Origin of the sequence: Robertmurraya sp. FSL R5-0851 (genome assembly GCF_038002965.1) — a bacterium.
Taxonomy (GTDB): Bacteria; Bacillota; Bacilli; order Bacillales; family Cytobacillaceae; genus Robertmurraya_A; species Robertmurraya_A beringensis.
Map to the genome: position 1 here is coordinate 338,634 of NZ_JBBOOE010000001.1, position 23,529 is coordinate 362,162.

General features: G+C 43.4%; 15 protein-coding genes, 3 rRNA genes and 2 riboswitches. Of the genes, 17 read left to right on the forward strand and 1 reads right to left on the reverse strand.

Going from position 1 to position 23,529, the window contains the following annotated elements:
- The first annotated feature begins 101 nt into the window (after nt 1-101).
- The 5 genes from glcT to rrf all read left to right on the forward strand — a co-directional run bounded on the left by glcT (nt 102) and on the right by rrf (nt 8,803).
- Nucleotides 102-944 carry a glucose PTS transporter transcription antiterminator GlcT gene (glcT, locus tag MKX65_RS01830; protein WP_340902004.1) on the forward strand — a complete coding sequence of 281 codons (843 nt, stop codon included), beginning with the start codon at nt 102-104 and terminating at the stop codon, nt 942-944.
- A 192-nt stretch (nt 945-1,136) separates the two neighbouring features.
- A complete protein-coding gene (gene ptsG / locus MKX65_RS01835) occupies nt 1,137-3,167 on the forward strand; it encodes a glucose-specific PTS transporter subunit IIBC (protein ID WP_340902007.1) in 2,031 nt (676 codons plus the stop codon).
- A 733-nt stretch (nt 3,168-3,900) separates the two neighbouring features.
- Nucleotides 3,901-5,452: ribosomal RNA gene (locus MKX65_RS01840) — 16S ribosomal RNA — on the forward strand.
- A gap of 202 nt (nt 5,453-5,654) precedes the next feature.
- Nucleotides 5,655-8,609 (forward strand): 23S ribosomal RNA (locus MKX65_RS01845).
- Nucleotides 8,610-8,687: 78 nt separating this feature from the next.
- Nucleotides 8,688-8,803: ribosomal RNA gene (rrf, locus tag MKX65_RS01850) — 5S ribosomal RNA — on the forward strand.
- Together the 16S, 23S and 5S rRNA genes form the textbook arrangement of a ribosomal RNA operon.
- Nucleotides 8,804-9,266: 463 nt before the next feature.
- On the opposite strand, the gene MKX65_RS01855 is transcribed toward rrf, so the two are convergent.
- Complete coding sequence (locus tag MKX65_RS01855) at nt 9,267-11,093, reverse strand: APC family permease (RefSeq protein WP_340902008.1); 1,827 nt, start codon at nt 11,091-11,093, stop codon at nt 9,267-9,269.
- Between the two features lie 113 nt (nt 11,094-11,206).
- A riboswitch (cyclic di-AMP (ydaO/yuaA leader) is annotated at nt 11,207-11,335 on the reverse strand.
- Nucleotides 11,336-11,491: 156 nt separating this feature from the next.
- Between MKX65_RS01855 and MKX65_RS01860 the strand changes: the two genes are divergently transcribed.
- The 12 genes from MKX65_RS01860 to purH all read left to right on the forward strand — a co-directional run bounded on the left by MKX65_RS01860 (nt 11,492) and on the right by purH (nt 23,510).
- The gene (locus MKX65_RS01860) at nt 11,492-11,692 is read left to right on the forward strand and encodes an NETI motif-containing protein (protein ID WP_160548543.1); all 201 of its coding nucleotides are present in this window, start codon (nt 11,492-11,494) and stop codon (nt 11,690-11,692) included.
- Between the two features lie 86 nt (nt 11,693-11,778).
- Nucleotides 11,779-11,880, forward strand: a riboswitch (purine riboswitch).
- A gap of 72 nt (nt 11,881-11,952) precedes the next feature.
- Nucleotides 11,953-12,492 (forward strand): 5-(carboxyamino)imidazole ribonucleotide mutase, encoded by a 540-nt coding sequence (gene purE, locus MKX65_RS01865; protein WP_445677938.1) that lies wholly within the window; start codon nt 11,953-11,955, stop codon nt 12,490-12,492.
- The gene (purK, locus tag MKX65_RS01870) at nt 12,479-13,633 is read left to right on the forward strand and encodes a 5-(carboxyamino)imidazole ribonucleotide synthase (RefSeq protein WP_340902013.1); all 1,155 of its coding nucleotides are present in this window, start codon (nt 12,479-12,481) and stop codon (nt 13,631-13,633) included. Before purE ends, purK begins: the two co-directional genes overlap by 14 nt.
- Before the next feature lie 3 nt (nt 13,634-13,636).
- Nucleotides 13,637-14,929, forward strand: coding sequence for an adenylosuccinate lyase (gene purB / locus MKX65_RS01875; protein ID WP_160548542.1), 1,293 nt, complete (start codon nt 13,637-13,639; stop codon nt 14,927-14,929).
- A gap of 70 nt (nt 14,930-14,999) precedes the next feature.
- On the forward strand, nt 15,000-15,719 hold the full coding sequence (gene purC, locus MKX65_RS01880; RefSeq protein WP_340902014.1) for a phosphoribosylaminoimidazolesuccinocarboxamide synthase: 720 nt from the start codon (nt 15,000-15,002) through the stop codon (nt 15,717-15,719).
- Nucleotides 15,712-15,966 (forward strand): phosphoribosylformylglycinamidine synthase subunit PurS, encoded by a 255-nt coding sequence (purS, locus tag MKX65_RS01885; RefSeq protein WP_119706435.1) that lies wholly within the window; start codon nt 15,712-15,714, stop codon nt 15,964-15,966. The genes purC and purS overlap by 8 nt, the downstream gene beginning before the upstream one ends.
- Nucleotides 15,963-16,646 (forward strand): phosphoribosylformylglycinamidine synthase subunit PurQ, encoded by a 684-nt coding sequence (gene purQ, locus MKX65_RS01890; RefSeq protein WP_340902015.1) that lies wholly within the window; start codon nt 15,963-15,965, stop codon nt 16,644-16,646. The genes purS and purQ overlap by 4 nt, the downstream gene beginning before the upstream one ends.
- Nucleotides 16,630-18,849 (forward strand): phosphoribosylformylglycinamidine synthase subunit PurL, encoded by a 2,220-nt coding sequence (gene purL / locus MKX65_RS01895; protein WP_160548541.1) that lies wholly within the window; start codon nt 16,630-16,632, stop codon nt 18,847-18,849. The genes purQ and purL overlap by 17 nt, the downstream gene beginning before the upstream one ends.
- Nucleotides 18,834-20,246, forward strand: a complete 1,413-nt coding sequence (purF, locus tag MKX65_RS01900; protein WP_160548540.1) for an amidophosphoribosyltransferase — start codon at nt 18,834-18,836, stop codon at nt 20,244-20,246. Before purL ends, purF begins: the two co-directional genes overlap by 16 nt.
- 110 nt (nt 20,247-20,356) lie before the next feature.
- Nucleotides 20,357-21,382, forward strand: a complete 1,026-nt coding sequence (purM, locus tag MKX65_RS01905) for a phosphoribosylformylglycinamidine cyclo-ligase (protein ID WP_160548539.1) — start codon at nt 20,357-20,359, stop codon at nt 21,380-21,382.
- 12 nt (nt 21,383-21,394) lie between these two features.
- Nucleotides 21,395-21,997: a phosphoribosylglycinamide formyltransferase gene (gene purN / locus MKX65_RS01910; RefSeq protein WP_340902016.1), complete on the forward strand. Its 603-nt coding sequence runs from the start codon at nt 21,395-21,397 to the stop codon at nt 21,995-21,997.
- Nucleotides 21,975-23,510 carry a bifunctional phosphoribosylaminoimidazolecarboxamide formyltransferase/IMP cyclohydrolase gene (gene purH, locus MKX65_RS01915; protein WP_340902018.1) on the forward strand — a complete coding sequence of 512 codons (1,536 nt, stop codon included), beginning with the start codon at nt 21,975-21,977 and terminating at the stop codon, nt 23,508-23,510. Before purN ends, purH begins: the two co-directional genes overlap by 23 nt.
- The last annotated feature ends 19 nt before the right edge of the window (nt 23,511-23,529 follow it).

A 23,529-nucleotide genomic window follows, 5' to 3' on the forward strand; every position in this document is an offset into this window, starting at 1 on the left:
AAACATGAATGCGTTTGCGTATTCTAATTGACAAGCTTTTGTCCCCTATATATGATTAAACTTATTATGTCGAAGCTCTCAAAATAAAGCGGGGAATTATGATGTCTGGACTTATCATTAGTAAGAATTTAAATAATAATGTAGTGATAGCTGACCACTCGGACTATGGAGAGGTTGTTGTGATCGGTAAAGGCATCGGATTTAACCGTAAAACGGGAGATGTCATCGACGAGGCGTCAGCGGAAAAGCTTTTTGTATTAAGAAATGAAAAGGAACAAGAAAATTATATAAAACTCCTTCCATTTGTTGAAAGCAATCTTCATGAAGTGTTCATTTCTGCGATCGAGCTTATAAAGAAACGAGCGAATGCAGAATTAAATGAGCATATCCATGTCGCTTTAACCGACCATCTAATGTTTGCTGTCAGTCGGCTTTCGAACGGAATGGAAATGAGAAATCCTTTCTTAATAGAGACGAAAGCACTCTATCCTTTTGAATATGAAATAGCTAAAGAAGTTGTTAATTTGATCAAAGAGAGTACAGGGCTGGAGCTTCCTGAAGGGGAAGTAGGATTTATTTCTCTGCATATTCATAGTGCTGTGATGAATCGAAATCTATCAGAAGTGAATCAGCACTCTCAATTGGTTACTCGTTTGATCGATATGATTGAGGAGCAACTTGAACTTTCAATCGATAAGGAAAGTATTGATTATATGAGGCTTGTTCGACATATACGGTTCACCATTGAGCGTGTTCATAGCGGAGAAAAAGTAGAAGAACCAGAAAAAATTGCAAACCTCTTGAAAGAGGAGTATCCGGTGTGTTACAATCTCTCGTGGAAGCTCATTAAAGTGATGCAACAAGCATTAAAGAAAACGGTATTTGATGCAGAAGCAGTGTATCTAACGATGCATTTGCAAAGGCTTCAAAAGAAAGTTAAATAATTCGAACTTATCTTTTATACGTGTTACTGATTCGATCAGGCATGAGTGAAGAAGATAATTGAAATGGAGATTTACGGGTATTATAACCTTGTAAGCTCTATTTTGATTCCTTTTTCCCTCATGCCTTTTTTGTTTTCTTTTGCAAATTGGGAAGCGACAATGAGCGAAATAAATTATTTAGGAGGTTCTACCATGTTTAAAAAGGTGTTTGGTGTTTTACAAAAAGTTGGTAAAGCATTGATGTTACCAGTTGCTTTACTTCCTGCAGCAGGTATTTTACTTGCATTAGGAGCAGCGCTTAAAAACCCTGCATTATTGGAGTTAGCTCCATTTTTAGATAACAATGGAGTAGCGATGGTTGCTTCAATCATGCAAAGTGCGGGGGATATCGTATTCGGAAACCTTCCAGTCCTCTTTGCGGTTGGGGTTGCTGTTGGTTTAGCAGGTGGAGATGGAGTAGCTGGATTAGCTGCTATCATCGGATACTTAATTATGAACGTAACAATGGGTACAGCTTTAGGCTTAACGGCTGAAGATGTAAACGGATTAAACTACTCAAGTATTCTAGGAGTTCCAACTCTACAAACTGGGGTATTCGGTGGTATCATCGTCGGTATTATCGCAGCAGGTCTTTACAATAAGTACTATGAAATTGAATTGCCATCTTATTTAGGATTCTTTGCTGGTAAGCGTTTCGTACCAATCATCACAGCTGCTACTGCAGTTATCCTAGGTCTTGTGATGTTAATTGTATGGCCACCAATTCAAAATGGTCTAAATGCATTCTCGCAAAACATGGTTCATGCAAACTTAACATTATCAGCGTTTATCTTTGGGGTTATTGAACGTTCATTAATTCCATTCGGATTACACCATATCTTCTACTCACCTTTCTGGTATGAGTTTGGTCAATATACAACACTAGCTGGAGATGTGGTACGTGGTGACCAACGTATCTTCATGGCAGAAATCAGAGATAATGTTCAAAACCTAACAGCAGGTACATTCATGACTGGTAAGTTCCCGTTCATGATGTTCGGTTTACCTGCAGCAGCATTAGCAATTTATCATGAAGCTCGTCCTGAAAGAAAAGTGGTTGTTGGTGGACTTATGGCTTCTGCTGGTTTAACAGCTTTCTTAACAGGTATTACGGAGCCAATTGAATTCTCATTCTTATTCGTTGCACCAATTCTATTTGCTATCCACGCTGTATTTGCTGGTCTATCATTTATGGTTATGCATCTTTTAGATGTAAAAATCGGTATGACATTCTCTGGTGGTTTAATTGACTACATTCTATTTGGTCTAATCAATCCACAAACAAATGCTTGGTTAGTTATTCCAGTTGGTCTTGTGTTTGCAGTTATTTACTACTTTGGTTTCCGTTTTGCGATCCGTAAGTTTAACTTAAAAACTCCAGGTCGTGAAGTGGAAGAAGAGGGAACAGAAGGAGCTGCTGGACAAACTAGCGACCTTCCATACGATATTTTAGAAGCAATGGGTGGAAAAGAGAATATCTCTCACCTTGATGCATGTATCACTCGTCTTCGTGTATCTGTAAATGATATCGGATCTGTTGATAAAGATAGACTGAAAAAACTAGGAGCAGCAGGAGTACTTGAAGTAGGTAATAACATTCAAGCAATCTTTGGTCCTCGTTCTGAAACGATTAAAGGTCAAATGAAAGACATTATGGCTGGAAAAAGACCAACTCCAGCAGCAAAAGCTACTGAAACAACAAATGAAGTAAGCACACCAGTTTCTGGTGAAGATGCATTTATATCTCCGTTAACAGGTAACCTAAAGCCAATCACAGAAGTTCCTGATGCGGTATTCTCTGGTAAAATGATGGGTGATGGATTTGCAATTGAGCCAACAGAAGGCACAGTTGTCTCACCTGTAAACGGAAAAATCGTTAACCTATTCCCAACTAAGCACGCAATCGGAATTGTGTCTGATAGCGGACGCGAAATCCTAATCCACTTCGGTATTGATACAGTAAACCTAAAAGGAGAAGGTTTTGAAGCGTTAGTTGGTGAAAATGATAAAGTTGTTGCAGGTCAACCATTACTTAAGGTAGATCTTGAGTTTATTAAGAAAAATGCAACATCAACGATTACTCCTGTAGTATTCACAAACCTTGCTGAAGGCGAAAAAGTAACCATCAACAAGCAAGGTGCTGTAACACTTAAGGATCAAAACATCATTTCAATCACTAAGTAATATATTATAGAAGAAACGCGACCAGTCTTTCCTAGGGAAGGCTGGTTTTTTGGTGGGTAAAATAAAGACTGGAGAAAGTAGTAACAGGTTTACTTGTGAGGTGGTGCAAATCGATAAATAGGCGGAGAAATTTCTCTTATTTAGGAAATTGGACTGAAAATAGCTAAAATAGACGGAAAGATTCCGACTATTGACTCAAAAAACATGAAATTGGGTAAATTTACGTTGCTTAATCGGAAAAACTCCGCTTATATAGCCCGAACTAAGCTCAATTCTGTAGTCTAACCGAAAAATCTCCGCTTAAAAAATTACTGGTTTATCAAAAAAACTATTGAACCTTAAATTAAATGCGTCACAGGTAGCTTCGCATTACGTGGTCTGCCCAGTCCACCAATGTTAAGGAGTATATGTGCTCATGTAGTTACCCTTTAAAAAACATTGTGAATGATATTGTTGTAAAGATTAATTTGGATATTATTACCACGGATATCTTGTTGACTCTCTAGGCTCACGATGGTATTATATAAAAACAGTCGCTGATGACGAGACAACAAACTAAAAAAACTTTTAAAAAGTTGTTGACTTCGAGTGATTGAAATGTTACTCTAATATAGTTGCTTCTAACGAAGCGAAATTGTTCTTTGAAAACTAAACAAATCATACGTCAACAAAAATGATTAGTGTTGAAAAATACACTAGCCAACGTTTTATCTTTAAGAGCTAATCTTACTCTTTATTGGAGAGTTTGATCCTGGCTCAGGACGAACGCTGGCGGCGTGCCTAATACATGCAAGTCGAGCGGACCTTTGGGAGCTTGCTCCCAAAGGTTAGCGGCGGACGGGTGAGTAACACGTGGGCAACCTGCCTATGAGACTGGGATAACTCCGGGAAACCGGGGCTAATACCGGATAATTCTTTTCTACACATGTAGAAAAGCTGAAAGATGGTTTCGGCTATCACTCATAGATGGGCCCGCGGCGCATTAGCTAGTTGGTGAGGTAACGGCTCACCAAGGCGACGATGCGTAGCCGACCTGAGAGGGTGATCGGCCACACTGGGACTGAGACACGGCCCAGACTCCTACGGGAGGCAGCAGTAGGGAATCTTCCGCAATGGACGAAAGTCTGACGGAGCAACGCCGCGTGAGTGATGAAGGTTTTCGGATCGTAAAACTCTGTTGTTAGGGAAGAACAAGTACCGGAGTAACTGCCGGTACCTTGACGGTACCTAACCAGAAAGCCACGGCTAACTACGTGCCAGCAGCCGCGGTAATACGTAGGTGGCAAGCGTTGTCCGGAATTATTGGGCGTAAAGCGCGCGCAGGTGGTCTCTTAAGTCTGATGTGAAAGCCCCCGGCTCAACCGGGGAGGGTCATTGGAAACTGGGAGACTTGAGTGCAGGAGAGAAGAGTGGAATTCCACGTGTAGCGGTGAAATGCGTAGAGATGTGGAGGAACACCAGTGGCGAAGGCGACTCTTTGGCCTGTAACTGACACTGAGGCGCGAAAGCGTGGGGAGCAAACAGGATTAGATACCCTGGTAGTCCACGCCGTAAACGATGAGTGCTAAGTGTTAGAGGGTTTCCGCCCTTTAGTGCTGCAGCAAACGCATTAAGCACTCCGCCTGGGGAGTACGGCCGCAAGGCTGAAACTCAAAGGAATTGACGGGGGCCCGCACAAGCGGTGGAGCATGTGGTTTAATTCGAAGCAACGCGAAGAACCTTACCAGGTCTTGACATCCTCTGACACTCCTAGAGATAGGACGTTCCCCTTCGGGGGACAGAGTGACAGGTGGTGCATGGTTGTCGTCAGCTCGTGTCGTGAGATGTTGGGTTAAGTCCCGCAACGAGCGCAACCCTTGATCTTAGTTGCCAGCATTCAGTTGGGCACTCTAAGGTGACTGCCGGTGACAAACCGGAGGAAGGTGGGGATGACGTCAAATCATCATGCCCCTTATGACCTGGGCTACACACGTGCTACAATGGGTGGTACAAAGGGCAGCAAAACCGCGAGGTCGAGCCAATCCCATAAAACCACTCTCAGTTCGGATTGTAGGCTGCAACTCGCCTACATGAAGCTGGAATCGCTAGTAATCGCGGATCAGCATGCCGCGGTGAATACGTTCCCGGGCCTTGTACACACCGCCCGTCACACCACGAGAGTTTGTAACACCCGAAGTCGGTGGGGTAACTCGCAAGAGAGCCAGCCGCCTAAGGTGGGACAGATGATTGGGGTGAAGTCGTAACAAGGTAGCCGTATCGGAAGGTGCGGCTGGATCACCTCCTTTCTAAGGAAAATTGAGGCTTATGACCTTCGGTCAAAGCTAACAACCGTTGATGATATGATTTGTTTAGTTTTGAGAGAGCAATCTCTCTATGATAATCGTTCTTTGAAAACTAGATAATGATAAATGAAGAAAACCAAGAAATACCGAGTAATCGCCATTTTAGTTTTCTCTCTATATTATATAGAGAAACTTTTTAACTGTAGGTTAAGTTAGAAAGGGCGCACGGTGGATGCCTTGGCACTAGGAGCCGATGAAGGACGGTACTAACACCGATATGCTTCGGGGAGCTGTAAGTAAGCTTTGATCCGGAGATTTCCGAATGGGGAAACCCTCTATCCGTAATGGGATAGAATCTTTACCTGAATACATAGGGTAATGAAGGCAGACCCGGGGAACTGAAACATCTAAGTACCCGGAGGAAGAGAAAGCAAACGCGATTCCCTGAGTAGCGGCGAGCGAAACGGGATTAGCCCAAACCAAGAGGCTTGCCTCTTGGGGTTGTAGGACACTCTATACGGAGTTACAAAGGAATGAAGTAGACGAATCGATCTGGAAAGGTCAGTCATAGAAGGTAACAACCCTGTAGTTGAAACTTCGTTCCCTCTTGAGTGAATCCTGAGTACGGCGGAACACGTGAAATTCCGTCGGAAGCAGGGAGGACCATCTCCCAAGGCTAAATACTACCTAGTGACCGATAGTGAACCAGTACCGTGAGGGAAAGGTGAAAAGCACCCCGGAAGGGGAGTGAAAGAGATCCTGAAACCGTGTGCCTACAAGTAGTTAGAGCCCTGTGTATTTTTCCTTTGGATAAATACCGGGTGATAGCGTGCCTTTTGTAGAATGAACCGGCGAGTTACGATTACATGCGAGGTTAAGTTGATAAGACGGAGCCGTAGCGAAAGCGAGTCTGAATAGGGCGAATGAGTATGTGGTCGTAGACCCGAAACCAGGTGATCTACCCATGTCCAGGGTGAAGTCCAGGTAACACTGGATGGAGGCCCGAACCCACGCACGTTGAAAAGTGCGGGGATGAGGTGTGGGTAGCGGAGAAATTCCAATCGAACTTGGAGATAGCTGGTTCTCTCCGAAATAGCTTTAGGGCTAGCCTCATGTAGTAAGAGTCTTGGAGGTAGAGCACTGTTTGGACTAGGGGCCCTCATCGGGTTACCGAATTCAGACAAACTCCGAATGCCAAAGACTTATCCATGGGAGTCAGACTGCGAGTGATAAGATCCGTAGTCGAAAGGGAAACAGCCCAGACCACCAGCTAAGGTCCCAAAGTATACGTTAAGTGGCAAAGGATGTGGAGTTGCTTAGACAACCAGGATGTTGGCTTAGAAGCAGCCACCATTTAAAGAGTGCGTAATAGCTCACTGGTCGAGTGACTCCGCGCCGAAAATGTAACGGGGCTAAACGTATCACCGAAGCTGTGGATTGGCGTCACACGATGTCAGTGGTAGGAGAGCGTTCTAAGGGCGTTGAAGCTAGACCGGAAGGACTGGTGGAGCGCTTAGAAGTGAGAATGCCGGTATGAGTAGCGAAAGATGGGTGAGAATCCCATCCACCGAATGCCTAAGGTTTCCTGAGGAAGGCTCGTCCGCTCAGGGTTAGTCGGGACCTAAGCCGAGGCCGAAAGGCGTAGGCGATGGACAACAGGTTGATATTCCTGTACCACCAAATTACCGTTTGAGTGATGGGGGGACGCAGGAGGATAGGGTAAGCGCGCTGTTGGATATGCGCGTCCAAGCAGTTAGGCTGATCACGAGGCAAATCCCGTGATCAAAAGGCTGAGCTGTGATGGCGAGGGAAATATAGTACCGAAGTTCCTGATTCCACACTGCCAAGAAAAGCCTCTAGCGAGGTAACAGGTGCCCGTACCGCAAACCGACACAGGTAGGCGAGGAGAGAATCCTAAGGTGAGCGAGAGAACTCTCGTTAAGGAACTCGGCAAAATGACCCCGTAACTTCGGGAGAAGGGGTGCTCTTCAGGGTGAATAGCCCAGAAGAGCCGCAGTGAATAGGCCCAGGCGACTGTTTAGCAAAAACACAGGTCTCTGCGAAGCCGCAAGGCGAAGTATAGGGGCTGACGCCTGCCCGGTGCTGGAAGGTTAAGAGGAGGGGTTAGCTCACGCGAAGCTCTGAATCGAAGCCCCAGTAAACGGCGGCCGTAACTATAACGGTCCTAAGGTAGCGAAATTCCTTGTCGGGTAAGTTCCGACCCGCACGAAAGGCGTAACGATCTGGGCACTGTCTCAACGAGAGACTCGGTGAAATTATAGTACCTGTGAAGATGCAGGTTACCCGCGACAGGACGGAAAGACCCCGTGGAGCTTTACTGTAGCCTGATATTGAATTTTGGTACAGCTTGTACAGGATAGGTAGGAGCCTGAGAAGCCGGAGCGCTAGCTTCGGTGGAGGCGTCGGTGGGATACTACTCTGGCTGTATTGAAATTCTAACCCTCACCCCTGATCGGGGTGGGAGACAGTGTCAGGTGGGCAGTTTGACTGGGGCGGTCGCCTCCTAAAAAGTAACGGAGGCGCCCAAAGGTTCCCTCAGAATGGTTGGAAATCATTCGTAGAGTGTAAAGGCACAAGGGAGCTTGACTGCGAGACCTACAAGTCGAGCAGGGACGAAAGTCGGGCTTAGTGATCCGGTGGTTCCGCATGGAAGGGCCATCGCTCAACGGATAAAAGCTACCCCGGGGATAACAGGCTTATCTCCCCCAAGAGTCCACATCGACGGGGAGGTTTGGCACCTCGATGTCGGCTCATCGCATCCTGGGGCTGTAGTCGGTCCCAAGGGTTGGGCTGTTCGCCCATTAAAGCGGTACGCGAGCTGGGTTCAGAACGTCGTGAGACAGTTCGGTCCCTATCCGTCGTGGGCGTAGGAAATTTGAGAGGAGCTGTCCTTAGTACGAGAGGACCGGGATGGACGCACCGCTGGTGTACCAGTTGTCTTGCCAAAGGCATCGCTGGGTAGCTATGTGCGGAAGGGATAAGTGCTGAAAGCATCTAAGCATGAAGCCCCCCTCAAGATGAGATTTCCCATAGCGCAAGCTAGTAAGATCCCTGAAAGATGATCAGGTTGATAGGTCAGAGGTGGAAGCGCGGCGACGTGTGGAGCTGACTGATACTAATCGATCGAGGACTTAACCAAATTACGATGAAACGTATTTCTTTCTTCTTCATTCATTATCTAGTTTTGAAGGAATGATTTTCTTCAACTGAATACTGGTCTAGTGGCGATAGCGAAAAGGTCACACCCGTTCCCATACCGAACACGGAAGTTAAGCTTTTCAGCGCCGATGGTAGTTGAGGGTTTCCCTCTGTGAGAGTAGGACGTCGCTAGGCAAAGAAAAAAGCACCTGATTGGGTGCTTTTTTTGTTGTATTTATTTTCTATCTACTCTTTAGATATGAAATTAGAATTGAATAGTTAAAACAAATGCCTCTATTTGACCAAATACAATAGTTGAATGTTAAAACGGGTATATAGAGATGTTCTATCTGCCCGTAAGAGAGGATAAACCTTAGAAGCGGTAAAATAGAATGCCTCTATTTGCCCATGAGCAACTCGAATTGCCTCAAGCGGTAAAATAGAATGTCTCTATTTGCCCATGAGCACCACGAATTGCCTCAAGTGGTAAAATAGAATGTCTCTATTTGCCCATGAGTAACTCGAATTGCCTCAAGTGGTAAAATAGAAAGGCTCTATGTGCCCATGAGCATCTCCATTTCCAATGCCAGAGTTCAATCTTCGGTCTCATAAAACAAAAAAGCACCCTCACAGGTGCTTTTTCCAACCCCGCCCCAAACTAATGCTTCAAATGATACGGTAAGGTCGAAACAACTACATTTTTTCTATAAAGCAAGAAGGAACGGATCAAAAGGCTAGATTGATTATGAAGCATGTTATGCCAGCCTTTTTTCGGTATGAACTGGGGGATTAACACGGTTACTCGGTAATTGGACTCACTTGCTTTATGTTCGACGGTGTCGACAAATTTGGAGAGTGGATGAATCATGCTTCTATAATGAGAATGTAAGGTGACCAATCGTACGTCAGGCTGCCACTCTTTCCATTTTTCCTCAAAGCGTTTTTCCTCTTCCCGATCAAAGGCCACATGCACAGCAATGACTTGGCTTGCTGATAGTGACTTAGCATAGTTAATCGAGTTCTCCACAACATGGGTAATGCCAGCTACAGGTACGATGATGACGTTCCCTTCGATGGGGAGTGCTGCTTCGCAAGTGGTCACACGAAGCTGATCCGCAATTGCTTCATAGTGCTTATGGATTTTGTGAAAGACCAATACAATCACAGGAATAAAAACAAGAACCGGCCATACCTGGCTAAACTTTGTGATAAAAAACATCATTGTAACCACGAAACTTATCAGAGCGCCAGCCGAGTTAATCATGAGCTTTGATACCCAACCAGAGGGCTTTTCGCGAATCCATTTTACCATCATTCCAGTTTGGGAAAGGGTAAAGGGGATAAAGACACCAACGGCATACAATGGGATTAAATTTTCTGTATGTCCATGAAAAGTAATAATGAGCAAGATAGAAGCAAAACCTAACATCATAATTCCATTTGAATAGCCTAGTCGATCGCCTCGAAGTGTAAACATACGAGGAATAAACTTATCATTGGCTATGTTTACAGCTAATAATGGGAACGCCGAGTATCCTGTATTTGCTGCTAGTATTAAAATTAACGCGGTTGTCCCTTGAATGAAGAAATACATAAAGGTTCGACCAAAGGTTTGACTAGCAATTTGGGAGACGACGGTTTCTTCTGCCTTTGGAGTAATGCCGTAATAATAAGCTAAAACGACAATTCCAGATAATAAAATCGCTAGTAATGTACCCATTAGCATCAGTGTCCTTGCCGCATTTTTTGGAGCAGGATCTTTAAAGTTTGGAATGGCATTTGATATCGCTTCGACTCCTGTTAACGCAGAGCTCCCTGACGCAAAGGCCTTAAGCAATAGGAATAAGCTAATTCCTGCTACTGGTGTTCCAATGGGTGTATGCAGTTCAGGAGGCACCTGACCTGTGATCACGTTAAATAGACCTACTCCGATTAAGATAAATAAGGCTAGAACAAATAAATAAACCGGATAGGCAAGAATGGAGGCAGATTCTGTTACCCCTCTTAAGTTTAGAAGTGTTAAAAAGATAACAAATACAATCGCAATCTCCACATTATAGTCATGTAAGGCTGGGAAGGCTGAAGTAATGGCATCGGTACCTGCTGACACACTTACAGCCACTGTTAATATATAGTCCACCAATAAGGATCCTCCGGCCACTAACCCTGGGTTCACACCCAGATTGGTCTTAGATACCACATACGCTCCACCCCCTTGAGGGTAGGCATATATGATTTGTCGGTAAGACAATATCAAAGCGGTTAAAAGAAGAAGTACTCCAATCGCTATTGGAATAGAGTACCAAAAAGCGATGGCTCCTATAGAAACGAGAACGATCAGGATTTGCTCGGGTCCATAGGCAACGGATGATAAAGCATCCGATGATAAAATCGCTAAAGCTTTTGTTTTATTTAACTTTTGTTCACCTAACTGGGCAGACTTCAAAGGTCTACCTATAAGTAATCTCTTTATAGAAGAGATCATGTTTGACACCACCATCTAGTAAGATTTAACTAAAAAAATCCACAAAAAAAGCCTACAAAGTCATCACGAAATAAGACTTGTAGACATTAGCCATTTTGCTCCACAAGCTCCACCTTCCTTCTCAAAAAACGCTTACGAGGTTAGCTGTCGGATTCGGGCCTCATGAGTAGCCCTACCTTTTAAAAGGATTCACCCCAGAAGAGTTGGGTCCCCCGTACCAATGGTTTCAGCGATTTAAGAATATGAAACTTTGATTATCATACTCCCACCCTTTAAAAATGTAAATGAAAATTTTGTTAACTATTTTTGAACGTAAGTAAGCATAAGTAGACTTCTATTCCCCCGTATTAATGGGTATAATAGGTTACTATTAAAGGACACTGAAAGGACCATGTAACATGACAAAACCAAAAAAAACCATTTTCGAAGTTGAGGAAAACGAAACATTAAGTGATTGTCTTGAACGTATGGCGAAAGAAGGGTATACTCCTGTAAAGCGGACAGAAAAGCCCGTTTTTCAAGAAGTAAAAGAGGCGGGAGAGGTTACTTATGAGCCGATCGCCAGGAAAATTGTATTCGAAGCGCGGTTAATAGAGTAAAACACGAACATTAACTATACATAAATTATAAACGTTCGACAATTTCATTGACAGATTATATAACAGAATGTAATATATACATGAGATTAAGATTCAGAAATAGCCCTCGTATAATAATGGGAATATGGCCCATGAGTTTCTACCCGATTACCGTAAATGATCGGACTATGAGGAAATGTGATATGCCCGGAGTAAGAGGCGCTTCTTTTGTGTCTCTTCCATCTTGTATGAACAAGCCCGGACAGATTCCTTTCCTCGTCATGGAAAGAATCTGTGTGGGCTTTTTATATTATTTAGCTAGGAGGGGTACAGTGGAAGCACAAATTGGAATTATTATGGGAAGCAAATCTGATTGGGAAACTATGAAACTAGCGTGTTCCGTGCTAGACGATTTAAATATACCGTATGAGAAAAAGGTGGTATCTGCCCATCGAACACCTGACTTGATGTTTGAATATGCAGAAACGGCTCGTGATCGTGGAATAAAGGTCATTATTGCAGGAGCAGGCGGAGCAGCTCACCTTCCTGGAATGGTGGCAGCAAAAACGACTTTACCGGTTATCGGTGTTCCAGTTCAATCAAGGGCGTTGAACGGTTTAGACTCCCTACTATCGATTGTACAAATGCCAGGAGGGGTTCCGGTAGCAACGGTTGCCATTGGAACAGCTGGTGCGACGAATGCGGGATTGCTTGCCGCTCAAATATTAGGAGCATTTAACGAAGAGATTGCTTTAAAGCTTCAGGAGAAAAGAGAAGCAACCAAACAAACTGTTTTGGAAAGTAGTGATGAGCTTGTCTAATCCAGTGATTTTGCCAGGACAAACGATTGGGATTATCGGTGGTGGACAGTTAGGCAAAATGATGGCCTTATCGGCAAAAGCTCAAGGGTACCGAGTGGCTGTCCTTGATCCTGCGGAAGACTCTCCTTGTGCTCAAGTATCTGATATGAGCATCGTGGCAGGGTATAACGATCTTGAGGCAATCAAAGAACTTGCGAGTGTAAGTGATGTGATCACCTATGAGTTTGAAAATATTGATGCAGAAGCTTTAAAATGGCTGGCAGAGCATGCTTATGTACCACAAGGAACCCAATTGCTAGAGGTCACTCAAAACCGAATCACTGAAAAAGCAGCTATTGAAAAGGCTGGAGTGAAAGTGGCTCCTTATGCGGTCATCCATTCTGTACAAGACATTTATGATAATATAAAAAGGCTTGGATTTCCTGCTGTTTTAAAGACAGCTACTGGTGGATACGATGGCAAAGGTCAACTGGTCATCAAGACAGAACAGGATCTGCTATTGGCTGAGAAGTTACTAGAACATGGTTCGTGTGTGTTAGAGAAGTGGATTCCTTTTGAGAAGGAAATCTCAGTAATCGTTGTTCGCAGTGCAAGTGGGCAGACTGAAGTGTTCCCAATTGGAGAGAATATACATCGAGACAATATTTTACATGAGACCATTGTTCCGGCTCGAATAAGTGGAGATGCAGCTAGAAAGGGATTAGAGCTTGCTGAAAAGCTAGCCTCGGCCTTGCAGTTGGTCGGCACGCTAGCGGTTGAGATGTTTCTTACAAAAGAGGACGATATTTATATCAATGAATTGGCACCACGGCCTCATAATTCAGGTCATTACACGATTGAAGCTTGTGAAACGTCACAGTTTGAACAGCATGTGCGTGCGGTATGTAACTTGCCGTTAGGACGTACGACTCTTTTAAAACCAGCAGTCATGGTAAATATTTTAGGAGAGCATCAAGAAGCTGTGCTTCAAGCCATTCCATCCGTAACAGATTGGAAAATTCATCTTTATGGAAAGATCGAACCGAAGTTTAAGCGGAAAATGGGGCATATTACCTTGCTTCGAGAGAACGTAGAAGATGCGCTAGCAGAAATTGAAGACAGTGGGATTTGGAGTAAAATTGAAGAATTGATCGGAGGATAAAACATGATTGATCGTTACACACGCCCGGAAATGGGAGCTATTTGGACAGAGGAAAATCGCTTTAAGGCTTGGCTAGAAGTAGAAATCCTTGCATGTGAAGCATGGGTAGAGCTTGGTGAAATTCCGAAAGAGGACGTTGAAAAAATCCGTCAAAATGCTTCTTTCAATATTGACCGTATTAATGAAATTGAACAAGAAACACGTCATGATGTAGTCGCTTTTACTAGAGCTGTTTCTGAAACACTTGGAGAAGAGCGTAAATGGGTACATTACGGCCTAACTTCAACAGATGTGGTGGATACGGCACTGTCTTATATGCTTAAGCAAGCGAATGATATCCTTTTAAAAGACCTAGAGAACTTTGTTGAGATCTTAAAAAATAAAGCTCAAGAACATAAGCATACGGTTATGATGGGTCGTACACACGGAGTACACGCAGAACCTACGACATTTGGTTTAAAGCTTGCTCTATGGTACGAGGAAATGAAACGTAACTTAGATCGCTTTAAGCAGGCAGCTGAAGGCATCGAATACGGTAAAATTTCTGGTGCAGTTGGAACCTATGCAAACATTGATCCGTTCGTTGAGAAATATGTTTGTGAAAAGCTTGGAATCAAGCCAGCTCCAATCTCTACTCAAACCTTGCAACGTGACCGTCATGCACACTATATGAGCACGATTGCTCTAATTGCTACTTCAATTGAAAAATTTGCAACTGAAGTTCGTGGATTACAAAAGAGTGAAACACGTGAAGTGGAAGAATTTTTCGCAAAAGGTCAAAAAGGATCTTCTGCTATGCCACATAAGAGAAACCCAATTGGGTCTGAAAATATGACTGGACTTGCTCGTGTGATTCGTGGATACATGATGACTGCATACGAAAATGTTTCGCTTTGGCATGAAAGAGATATTTCCCACTCTTCTGCTGAAAGAGTCATTCTTCCAGATGCAACGATCGCACTCAACTATATGTTGAACCGTTTTGGAAACATTGTGAAAAACTTAACGGTCTTCCCTGAGAATATGAAGAGAAACATGGATCGTACACTTGGCTTGATTTACTCACAACGTGTTCTTCTTGCGCTAATCGACAAAGGATTAACTCGTGAGCAAGCATACGATACGGTTCAACCTAGAGCAATGGAAGCTTGGGAAAAGCAAGTTCATTTCCGCTCACTTATCGAAAGTGACGAACTGATTACTAGCAAGTTAAGCCCAGCTGAAATCGATGATTGCTTCGACTACAACTACCATATTAAGTACGTAGATACCATTTTTGAAAGATTAGGTTTATAAAAAGAAGCGTCCCAGCGGCGCTTCTACTCAAAAAATTGCCAATATTCCGATTCAGGAGGTACGATTGCTAATGGAAAAAGGTTCCTTATTATACGAAGGCAAGGCGAAACGGGTGTACAAAACGGATGATGAACAAATTGTTTGGATTGAGTACAAAGATTCAGCTACTGCTTTTAATGGTGAAAAAAAGGCAACAATCGATGGGAAGGGTCGCTTGAATAACGAGATTACTAGTTTGTTATTTTTAAAGCTTCAAGACGCAGGTATTCCTTCTCACTTTGTAAAGCGCCTTTCTGAGACTGAGCAGCTTGTTCAAAAGGTGGACATTGTTCCTCTTGAAGTAGTCGTTCGTAATGTGGCAGCTGGAAGCTTTTCAAAACGCCTTGGAGTAGAAGAAGGCAAGGAGCTGTCAAAGCCTTTAGTGGAGTTTTATTTAAAGGATGATGCATTAGGTGATCCGCTTATCACAGATGATCATGTAGAAGAATTAAAGCTTGCCACTCCTGAAGAGGTAGCGCAATTAAAGGAAAAAGCACTGACTGTAAATGCGACTTTATCAAGCTTTTTCAAAGAGCTAGGAATTCGCTTAATCGATTTCAAACTAGAATTCGGGAAGAATGCTGCAGGAGAATTATTACTTGCTGATGAAATCTCGCCTGACACATGCCGCCTTTGGGATGCAGTCACAAATGAAAAGTTTGATAAGGATGTATTTCGCCGCGATTTAGGAAGTTTAACGGATGCATATGAAACAATTCTTGAAAAATTAGGAGGACCACAACATGTATAAAGTTAAAGTGTTTGTAACGTTAAGAGAGAGTGTATTAGATCCACAAGGAACTGCAGTTGTTCATTCACTACATTCGTTAAATTATCAGGCGGTATCAGATGTTCGTATCGGAAAATATATGGAATTAACAGTAGAAAAATCAGATCGTGATGTAGAAGAAGTAGTCAAAGAAGTATGTGAAAAAATCCTAGCTAACACAGTTATTGAAGACTATCGCTATGAGATTGAGGAGTGTGTTGCACAGTGAAATTTGCGGTAATCGTGTTTCCTGGCTCAAACTGTGACATCGATATGTATCATGCGATTAAGGATGAACTAGGAGAAGAAGTAGAATACGTATGGCATGACGCAACCAGCTTAGACGGATTTGATGCCATCCTTTTACCAGGTGGATTTTCTTACGGTGATTACCTAAGAACAGGTGCTATTGCTCGCTTTAGTAACGTCATGCAGGAAGTCGTGAAGGCAGCTGAAGCTGGTAAGCCGGTACTCGGTGTATGTAACGGATTCCAAATTTTATTAGAAGCAGGTTTACTACCTGGAGCGATGCGTCGTAACGAAAGCTTAAAGTTCATTTGTAAAAATGTTGAACTTCGTGTGGAAAACAACGAAACGATGTTCTCTGGTAGCTATAAGCAAGGAGAAACCATCCAAATTCCTGTCGCTCATGGTGAAGGAAACTATTATTGTGATGAAGAGACATTAACTAGATTAAAAGAAAACAAGCAGATCGTTTTCACATATACGAATAATCCTAACGGTAGCTTAGCGGATATCGCTGGAATTATGAACGAACAAGGAAATGTACTAGGAATGATGCCACACCCTGAAAGAGCTGTTGATGAGCTATTAGGTGGAGCAGACGGAGTAAAGTTATTCCAATCGATCGTTAAACAATGGAGGGACTCACATGTTGTTAAAGCTTGAGCCAAGTCCGGAGCAAATTAAACAAGAGAAAATTTATTCACAAATGGGCTTGTCTGACGAAGAATTTCAAATGGTAGAAGACATTCTTGGACGCACGCCGAACTACACAGAAACAGGTTTGTTCTCTGTTATGTGGTCAGAGCATTGTAGCTACAAGAACTCAAAACCGGTTCTTCGTAAGTTCCCAACATCAGGTCCACGTGTTCTTCAAGGTCCTGGAGAAGGTGCTGGAATTGTGGATATCGGAGACGAGCAGGCAGTTGTTTTTAAAATCGAAAGTCATAACCACCCATCGGCAATCGAGCCTTACCAAGGAGCAGCGACAGGAGTAGGCGGAATCATCCGTGACGTATTCTCTATGGGTGCAAGACCAATCGCATTGTTAAATTCTCTACGTTTCGGTGAGTTAGACGCATCGAGCCGTGTTCAATATTTGTTTAAAGAAGTGGTTGCTGGAATCGCGGGTTACGGAAACTGTATCGGTATCCCAACGGTTGGTGGAGAAATTCAGTTTGATGCATGCTACGAAGGCAATCCACTTGTTAACGCCATGTGTGTCGGCTTAATTGACCATAAGGATATTAAAAAAGGTCAAGCGCACGGTGTTGGTAACACAGTAATGTACGTAGGAGCTAAAACTGGTCGTGATGGAATCCACGGTGCAACGTTCGCATCAGAAGAACTAACGGAGACATCAGATGAGAATCGTCCAGCAGTTCAAGTAGGAGATCCATTCATGGAGAAGCTTTTACTAGAAGCTTGCCTTGAATTGGTTAAATGTGATGCTCTTGTTGGAATTCAAGACATGGGAGCAGCGGGTCTTACTAGCTCATCAGCGGAGATGGCAAGTAAAGCAGGCTCAGGAATTGAGATGAATCTTGACCTTGTTCCACAGCGTGAAAAAGGAATGACCGCTTACGAAATGATGCTTTCTGAGTCTCAAGAGCGTATGCTAATCGTTGTTGAAAAGGGTCGTGAACAAGAAATTGCTGATATCGTTGGTAAGTACGATTTAGATGCAGTGGCTATCGGTGTAGTTACAGACGATAAAATGCTTCGTTTAGTTCATAACGGTGAGGTTGTTGCGAATGTTCCTGCTGATGCTCTTGCAGAAGAAGCACCAGTTTACCACAAGCCATCTTTAGAACCTGCGTACTTCCGTGAGTTCCAAGCGATGGAGAACACAGTGCCAGAAGTTAAAGATCATAACGAAACGTTAGTAAATCTTCTTAAGCAAGCGACGATTGCAAGCAAAGAGTGGGTTTACGATCAATACGATTATATGGTTCGTACAAGTACAGTGGTTGCGCCAGGAAGTGATGCAGCAGTGGTTCGTATTCGTGGAACTAGAAAAGCACTAGCGATGACAACGGACTGTAACTCTCGCTACATTTACTTGGATCCAGAAACAGGCGGAAAAATCGCAGTGGCTGAAGCGGCACGTAATATTGTTGCTTCTGGTGGGGTACCACTTGCGATCACGGACTGCTTAAACTTCGGAAATCCAGAGAAGCCAGAAATTTTCTGGCAGATTGAAAAATCGGTTGATGGTATGAGTGAAGCGTGTAACGTTTTAAGCACACCAGTAATTGGTGGGAACGTATCACTTTACAATGAAAGAAGTGGAACGGCTGTTTATCCAACACCGGTTGTTGGAATGGTTGGATTAATCGAGGACATCGATCATATTACTACGCAAAGCTTTAAAGATGCGGGAGATTTAATCTATCTAATCGGGGAAACAAAGCCTGAATTTGGTGGAAGTGAGCTTCAAAAGCTGACACACAACAATATCTTTGGTAAAGCGCCAGAGCTTAACCTTGAGGTAGAAGAGAAAGCTCAAAAGCAAGTTCTTTCAGCGATTCGTGCAGGAGTGGTAGCATCTGCTCATGACGTGTCTGAAGGTGGAGTAGCAGTAGCACTTGCTGAAAGCTTAATGGGTAGCTCAGAACTAGGAGCAGAAGTTACCCTTCAAGGCGAAGCAACAACGGCACTATTTAGTGAGTCACAATCTCGCTTCGTATTAACGGTGAAAAAAGAAAACCAAGCTCAATTTGAGAGTTTAGTAGATGCAACTTATATCGGTACAGTAACAGATACTTCTGATTTAAAAATAACTTGTGGTGATGAATTGGTCGTTACACAACCAGTTTCTACGCTAGAAAAGGCTTGGAAAGGGGCAATCCCATGCTTGCTGAGCTAAAGGGGTTAAATGAAGAGTGTGGTATCTTTGGTATTTGGGGACATCCGGACGCTGCACAACTCACGTATTACGGATTGCATAGCCTTCAACACCGTGGTCAGGAAGGAACGGGAATGGTCGTTTCTGATCAAAAGAGATTGAAGGGCTTAAAAGGGGAAGGTCTTGTTGCCGAGATCTTTACGGCCAAGGCGATGGAAGAAATGACGGGCTGTGCGGCAATTGGGCATGTTCGTTATGCAACAGCTGGAGGAGGCGGTTACGAGAATGTTCAACCGCTTCTCTTCAACTCACAGACGGGCAGTCTTGCTCTTGCGCACAATGGAAACCTTGTGAATGCGAATCAGCTGAAGCTTCAGCTTGAGGGACAAGGAAGTATTTTTCAAACGAGTTCTGATACAGAAGTGCTAGCCCATTTAATTCGTCGCGGTGGATTTTCATCGATTAAAGATCGTGTAAAAACCGCTTTAACGATGTTAAAAGGAGCTTACGCCTTCTTGATTATGACAGAAGATGAGTTAATGGTTGCTCTTGATCCGAACGGCATGCGACCATTATCCATTGCTAAACTGGGTGACGCGTATGTGGTGGCATCAGAGACTTGTGCCTTTGACGTAGTTGGTGCGGAATTCGTTCGCGATGTATTGCCAGGTGAGTTAATTACCATTAATGCAAATGGCATTCATTCAGAAATGTATTCCATTGCATCAAACCAAGCGATGTGTACGATGGAATATGTGTATTTTTCAAGACCGGATAGCAATATTCAAGGAATTAATGTTCATACGGCAAGAAAAGCAATGGGGAAAAAACTTGCCTTGGAAGTACCGATTGAAGCGGATGTCGTAACGGGTGTACCTGATTCTAGTATTTCCGCAGCGATTGGTTATGCAGAGCAATCTGGTATTCCTTATGAAATGGGTTTAATTAAAAACCGTTATGTGGGTCGTACGTTTATTCAGCCATCTCAAACTTTGCGTGAACAGGGAGTGAAGATGAAGCTTTCTCCCGTTCGTGGAGTGGTTGAGGGCAAGCGTGTCATTATGGTGGATGATTCGATTGTTAGAGGGACAACAAGCCGTAGAATCGTCACGATGTTGAAGGAAGCGGGAGCAAAGGAAGTCCATGTGGTCATTAGTTCTCCTCCGATTCAAAATCCGTGTTTCTATGGAATTGATACGTCTACAAGAGAAGAGTTAATTGCGTCTAAGCTTTCGCCTGAAGAAATTCGAGAGATGATTGGTGCGGATTCGCTCACATTCTTGAGTGTGGAGGGAATGCTTGAAGCAATCGGGAAGGATCCACGAGAGGATCAATGCGGACAGTGCTTAGCTTGCTTTACTGGTAAATACCCAACGGAAATTTATCCAACGGAACTAACACTAGAAACGGTCAAATAAATGGCAGCAGCACATGCTGCCTTTTCTTCGGAAATCTATTTTTACATGAAAATTGTTTAGCACCGGCGTCTACTTAAGACGCTTGCGCTTTTCTATGGAGGGTTTTTACAATGGCAAATGCTTATAAACAAGCTGGGGTAGATATTGAGGCTGGATACGAAGCTGTTTCCCGTATGAAAAAGCATGTAGAGCGTACCATTCGTCCAGGTGTGCTTGGAGGCTTAGGTGGGTTTGGTGGTATGTTCGATCTTTCAAGTCTAAACCTGAAGGAGCCGGTGCTCGTCTCTGGAACAGATGGCGTGGGAACGAAGTTGATGCTTGCGTTTATGCTCGATAAGCATGACACAATTGGAATCGATGCCGTGGCCATGTGTGTGAACGATATTGTGGTTCAAGGGGCAGAGCCGCTTTACTTTTTAGATTATATTGCTTGCGGAAAAGCAGAGCCTAGTAAGATTGAAGCCATCGTTAAGGGAATTGCAGACGGTTGTGAACAAGCGGGCTGCGCACTTGTTGGTGGAGAAACAGCTGAAATGCCTGGTATGTACAGTGAAGAAGAATATGATCTGGCTGGATTCTCGGTAGGAGCTTGTGAAAAGTCGGCATTAGTTGGCGGTGCTTCGATCAAATCGGGTGATGTTCTAATCGGCCTTGCATCAAGCGGTCTACACAGCAATGGTTTCTCATTAGTTCGTAAAGTATTGCTAGAAAAAGCAGGACTTGATCTTACTCAGCACGTAGATGAACTTGGTCGCACCCTTGGTGAGGAGTTGCTACAGCCAACAAAAATCTATGTGAAGCCATTATTAGCTGCATTGAAAAAGTTTGACATTAAGGGAATGGCTCATATTACCGGTGGTGGTTTTGTAGAAAACATCCCACGTATGCTTCCAGAGGGATTAGGAGCAGACTTAGAAGAGTCAAACTGGACGGTACCAGCCATTTTTAACTTGCTTGAAAAGTATGGTGAGCTTGACCGTAAGGAAATGTATAATATTTTTAATATGGGTACGGGTATGGTAGTAGCAGTGGATAAGAAGATTGCAGACGATGTGATTCGTTTCTTTAACGAAAGTGGAGAAAAAGCTTATGCAATCGGAACGGTATCAAGCCAAGAGGGAATACACATTAGGTAAGCGAGGGACAGTATGAAAAATATAGCTGTATTTGCATCAGGCTCGGGCAGTAATTTTGGTGCGATTTTAGAAGCGATTCAATGTGGTGAGCTCGAGGTGAAGGTGCAGCTGTTAGTATGTGACCAGCCGAGTGCGTACGCCATTCAAAGAGCAGAAGAGGCAGGCGTTCCAACGTTTGTGTTTCGTGCGAAGGACTATTCTTCAAAAGAGGAGTATGAGCAAAAGATTTGTGCTCTTCTTACAGAGAAAAACATTGATCTTGTGGTATTAGCAGGGTATATGAGATTAATTGGTCCTACCTTGTTAACTGATTTTGAAGGAAAAATCATCAATATCCATCCATCGATGCTGCCGGCCTTTCCGGGTAAAGATGCGATCGGTCAAGCGTTAGCTGCTAATGTGAAAGAAAGTGGAGTAACGGTACATTACGTGGACGCAGGGATGGATACGGGTCCTATTATCGCTCAACAATCAGTGGTTGTTGATGAGGGAGAAACAAAGGAAAGTCTGCAGAAAAAAATACATGAGGTGGAGCACAAGCTCTATCCATCAGTAATCAGCCAGCTTTTAAAGGGTGAAAGGAGAACGGAAAGTGAAAAAACGAGCATTAATTAGTGTATCTGATAAAACTGGGGTTGTTGAGTTTGCCCGTCATTTAAGTGAATTAGGATATGAATTAATTTCTACTGGAGGAACAAAGAATGCCTTACAGGCTGCAGGTGTTCCAGTTATTAGCGTAAGCGATGTAACAGGTTTTCCAGAGATTCTTGAGGGACGGGTAAAAACACTTAACCCATACATTCACGGAGGCCTTTTAGCTAAGTTTTCAGATGAAAACCACCAAAAGCAACTTGCTGAGCATAAAATTGACCCAATCCAAATCGTTTGTGTCAATCTTTATCCGTTTCAACAAACGATTGCTAAGCCTGATGTGACCGTTGAAGATGCAATCGAAAACATCGATATCGGTGGACCAACAATGCTTCGTGCTTCAGCCAAAAACCATGAGTTCGTAACTGTGGTTGTTGACCCTACTGATTATGAAGTGGTACTAGAAGAGCTGAAAGCTTCAGGTAATGTAGAGAAAGCTACACGTCGTAAGCTGGCTGCTAAGGTATTTAGACATACAGCTGCGTATGATGCGATGATCGCTGAATATATGACAGATCTTGCTGGTGAAGAAAATCCTGAAAAAATGACCGTTACTTATGAATTAAAGCAAAGCCTTCGTTATGGGGAAAACCCACATCAAAAGGCAGCTTTCTATCGTAAGCCACTTGGCTCTGTTTTCTCAATTGCTAATGCCACTCAACTTCATGGTAAAGAGTTATCATATAACAATATTAATGATGCGGATGCAGCCCTTCAAATCGTAAAGGAATTTACGGAGCCTGCTGCAGTAGCTGTTAAGCATATGAACCCTTGTGGTGTAGGAACAGGAACGGATGTTTATGATGCATTCACAAAGGCGTTTGCTGCTGACCCTGTATCGATCTTTGGTGGAATTATTGCCTTGAATCGTGAAGTGGATAAACCAACGGCTGAAAAGCTTCATGAAATCTTCTTAGAAATTATCATTGCTCCTTCTTATTCAGAGGAAGCTTTAGAAGTATTAACAAGCAAAAAGAATCTTCGCTTGCTAACGATTCCGTTTGATGAAAAAGTTAAGGTAGAAAACAAGCATGTGTCAATTGAAGGCGGACTACTTGTTCAAGATCAAGACCGTTTTACACTAGAAGATGCGACTGTAACGGTAGCTACGAAGCGTGAACCTAGTGAAGAGGAATGGAAAGCACTGAAGCTTGGCTGGAAGGTTGTTAAGCATGTGAAATCCAATGCGATCGTTGTGAACGATGCTGACATGACACTTGGAATTGGTGCTGGTCAGATGAACCGTGTAGGTGCAGCGAAAATTGCTTTAGAACAAGCTGGAGAAAAAGCTACAGGTGCGGTACTTGCGTCAGATGCATTCTTCCCAATGGATGACACCGTTGAAGCAGCGGCAAAGGCTGGAATTACAGCGATTATTCAACCGGGTGGATCAATTCGTGATGAAGATTCAGTGAAAAAAGCAGATGAGTACGGAATTGCAATGGTATTCACTGGAGTTAGACATTTTAAACACTAATTTTCAAAAATGGGGGTAC

Excerpts from the sequence above, each read along its gene's own strand:
- glcT (WP_340902004.1), top strand. The coding sequence starts at position 102 with ATGTCTGGACTTATCATTAGTAAGAATTTAAATAATAATGTAGTGATA.
- ptsG (WP_340902007.1), top strand. The coding sequence starts at position 1,137 with ATGTTTAAAAAGGTGTTTGGTGTTTTACAAAAAGTTGGTAAAGCATTG.
- MKX65_RS01855 (WP_340902008.1), bottom strand. The coding sequence starts at position 11,093 with ATGATCTCTTCTATAAAGAGATTACTTATAGGTAGACCTTTGAAGTCT.
- MKX65_RS01860 (WP_160548543.1), top strand. The coding sequence starts at position 11,492 with ATGACAAAACCAAAAAAAACCATTTTCGAAGTTGAGGAAAACGAAACA.
- purE (WP_445677938.1), top strand. The coding sequence starts at position 11,953 with ATGGAAAGAATCTGTGTGGGCTTTTTATATTATTTAGCTAGGAGGGGT.
- purK (WP_340902013.1), top strand. The coding sequence starts at position 12,479 with ATGAGCTTGTCTAATCCAGTGATTTTGCCAGGACAAACGATTGGGATT.
- purB (WP_160548542.1), top strand. The coding sequence starts at position 13,637 with ATGATTGATCGTTACACACGCCCGGAAATGGGAGCTATTTGGACAGAG.
- purC (WP_340902014.1), top strand. The coding sequence starts at position 15,000 with ATGGAAAAAGGTTCCTTATTATACGAAGGCAAGGCGAAACGGGTGTAC.
- purS (WP_119706435.1), top strand. The coding sequence starts at position 15,712 with ATGTATAAAGTTAAAGTGTTTGTAACGTTAAGAGAGAGTGTATTAGAT.
- purL (WP_160548541.1), top strand. The coding sequence starts at position 16,630 with ATGTTGTTAAAGCTTGAGCCAAGTCCGGAGCAAATTAAACAAGAGAAA.
- purF (WP_160548540.1), top strand. The coding sequence starts at position 18,834 with ATGCTTGCTGAGCTAAAGGGGTTAAATGAAGAGTGTGGTATCTTTGGT.
- purM (WP_160548539.1), top strand. The coding sequence starts at position 20,357 with ATGGCAAATGCTTATAAACAAGCTGGGGTAGATATTGAGGCTGGATAC.
- purN (WP_340902016.1), top strand. The coding sequence starts at position 21,395 with ATGAAAAATATAGCTGTATTTGCATCAGGCTCGGGCAGTAATTTTGGT.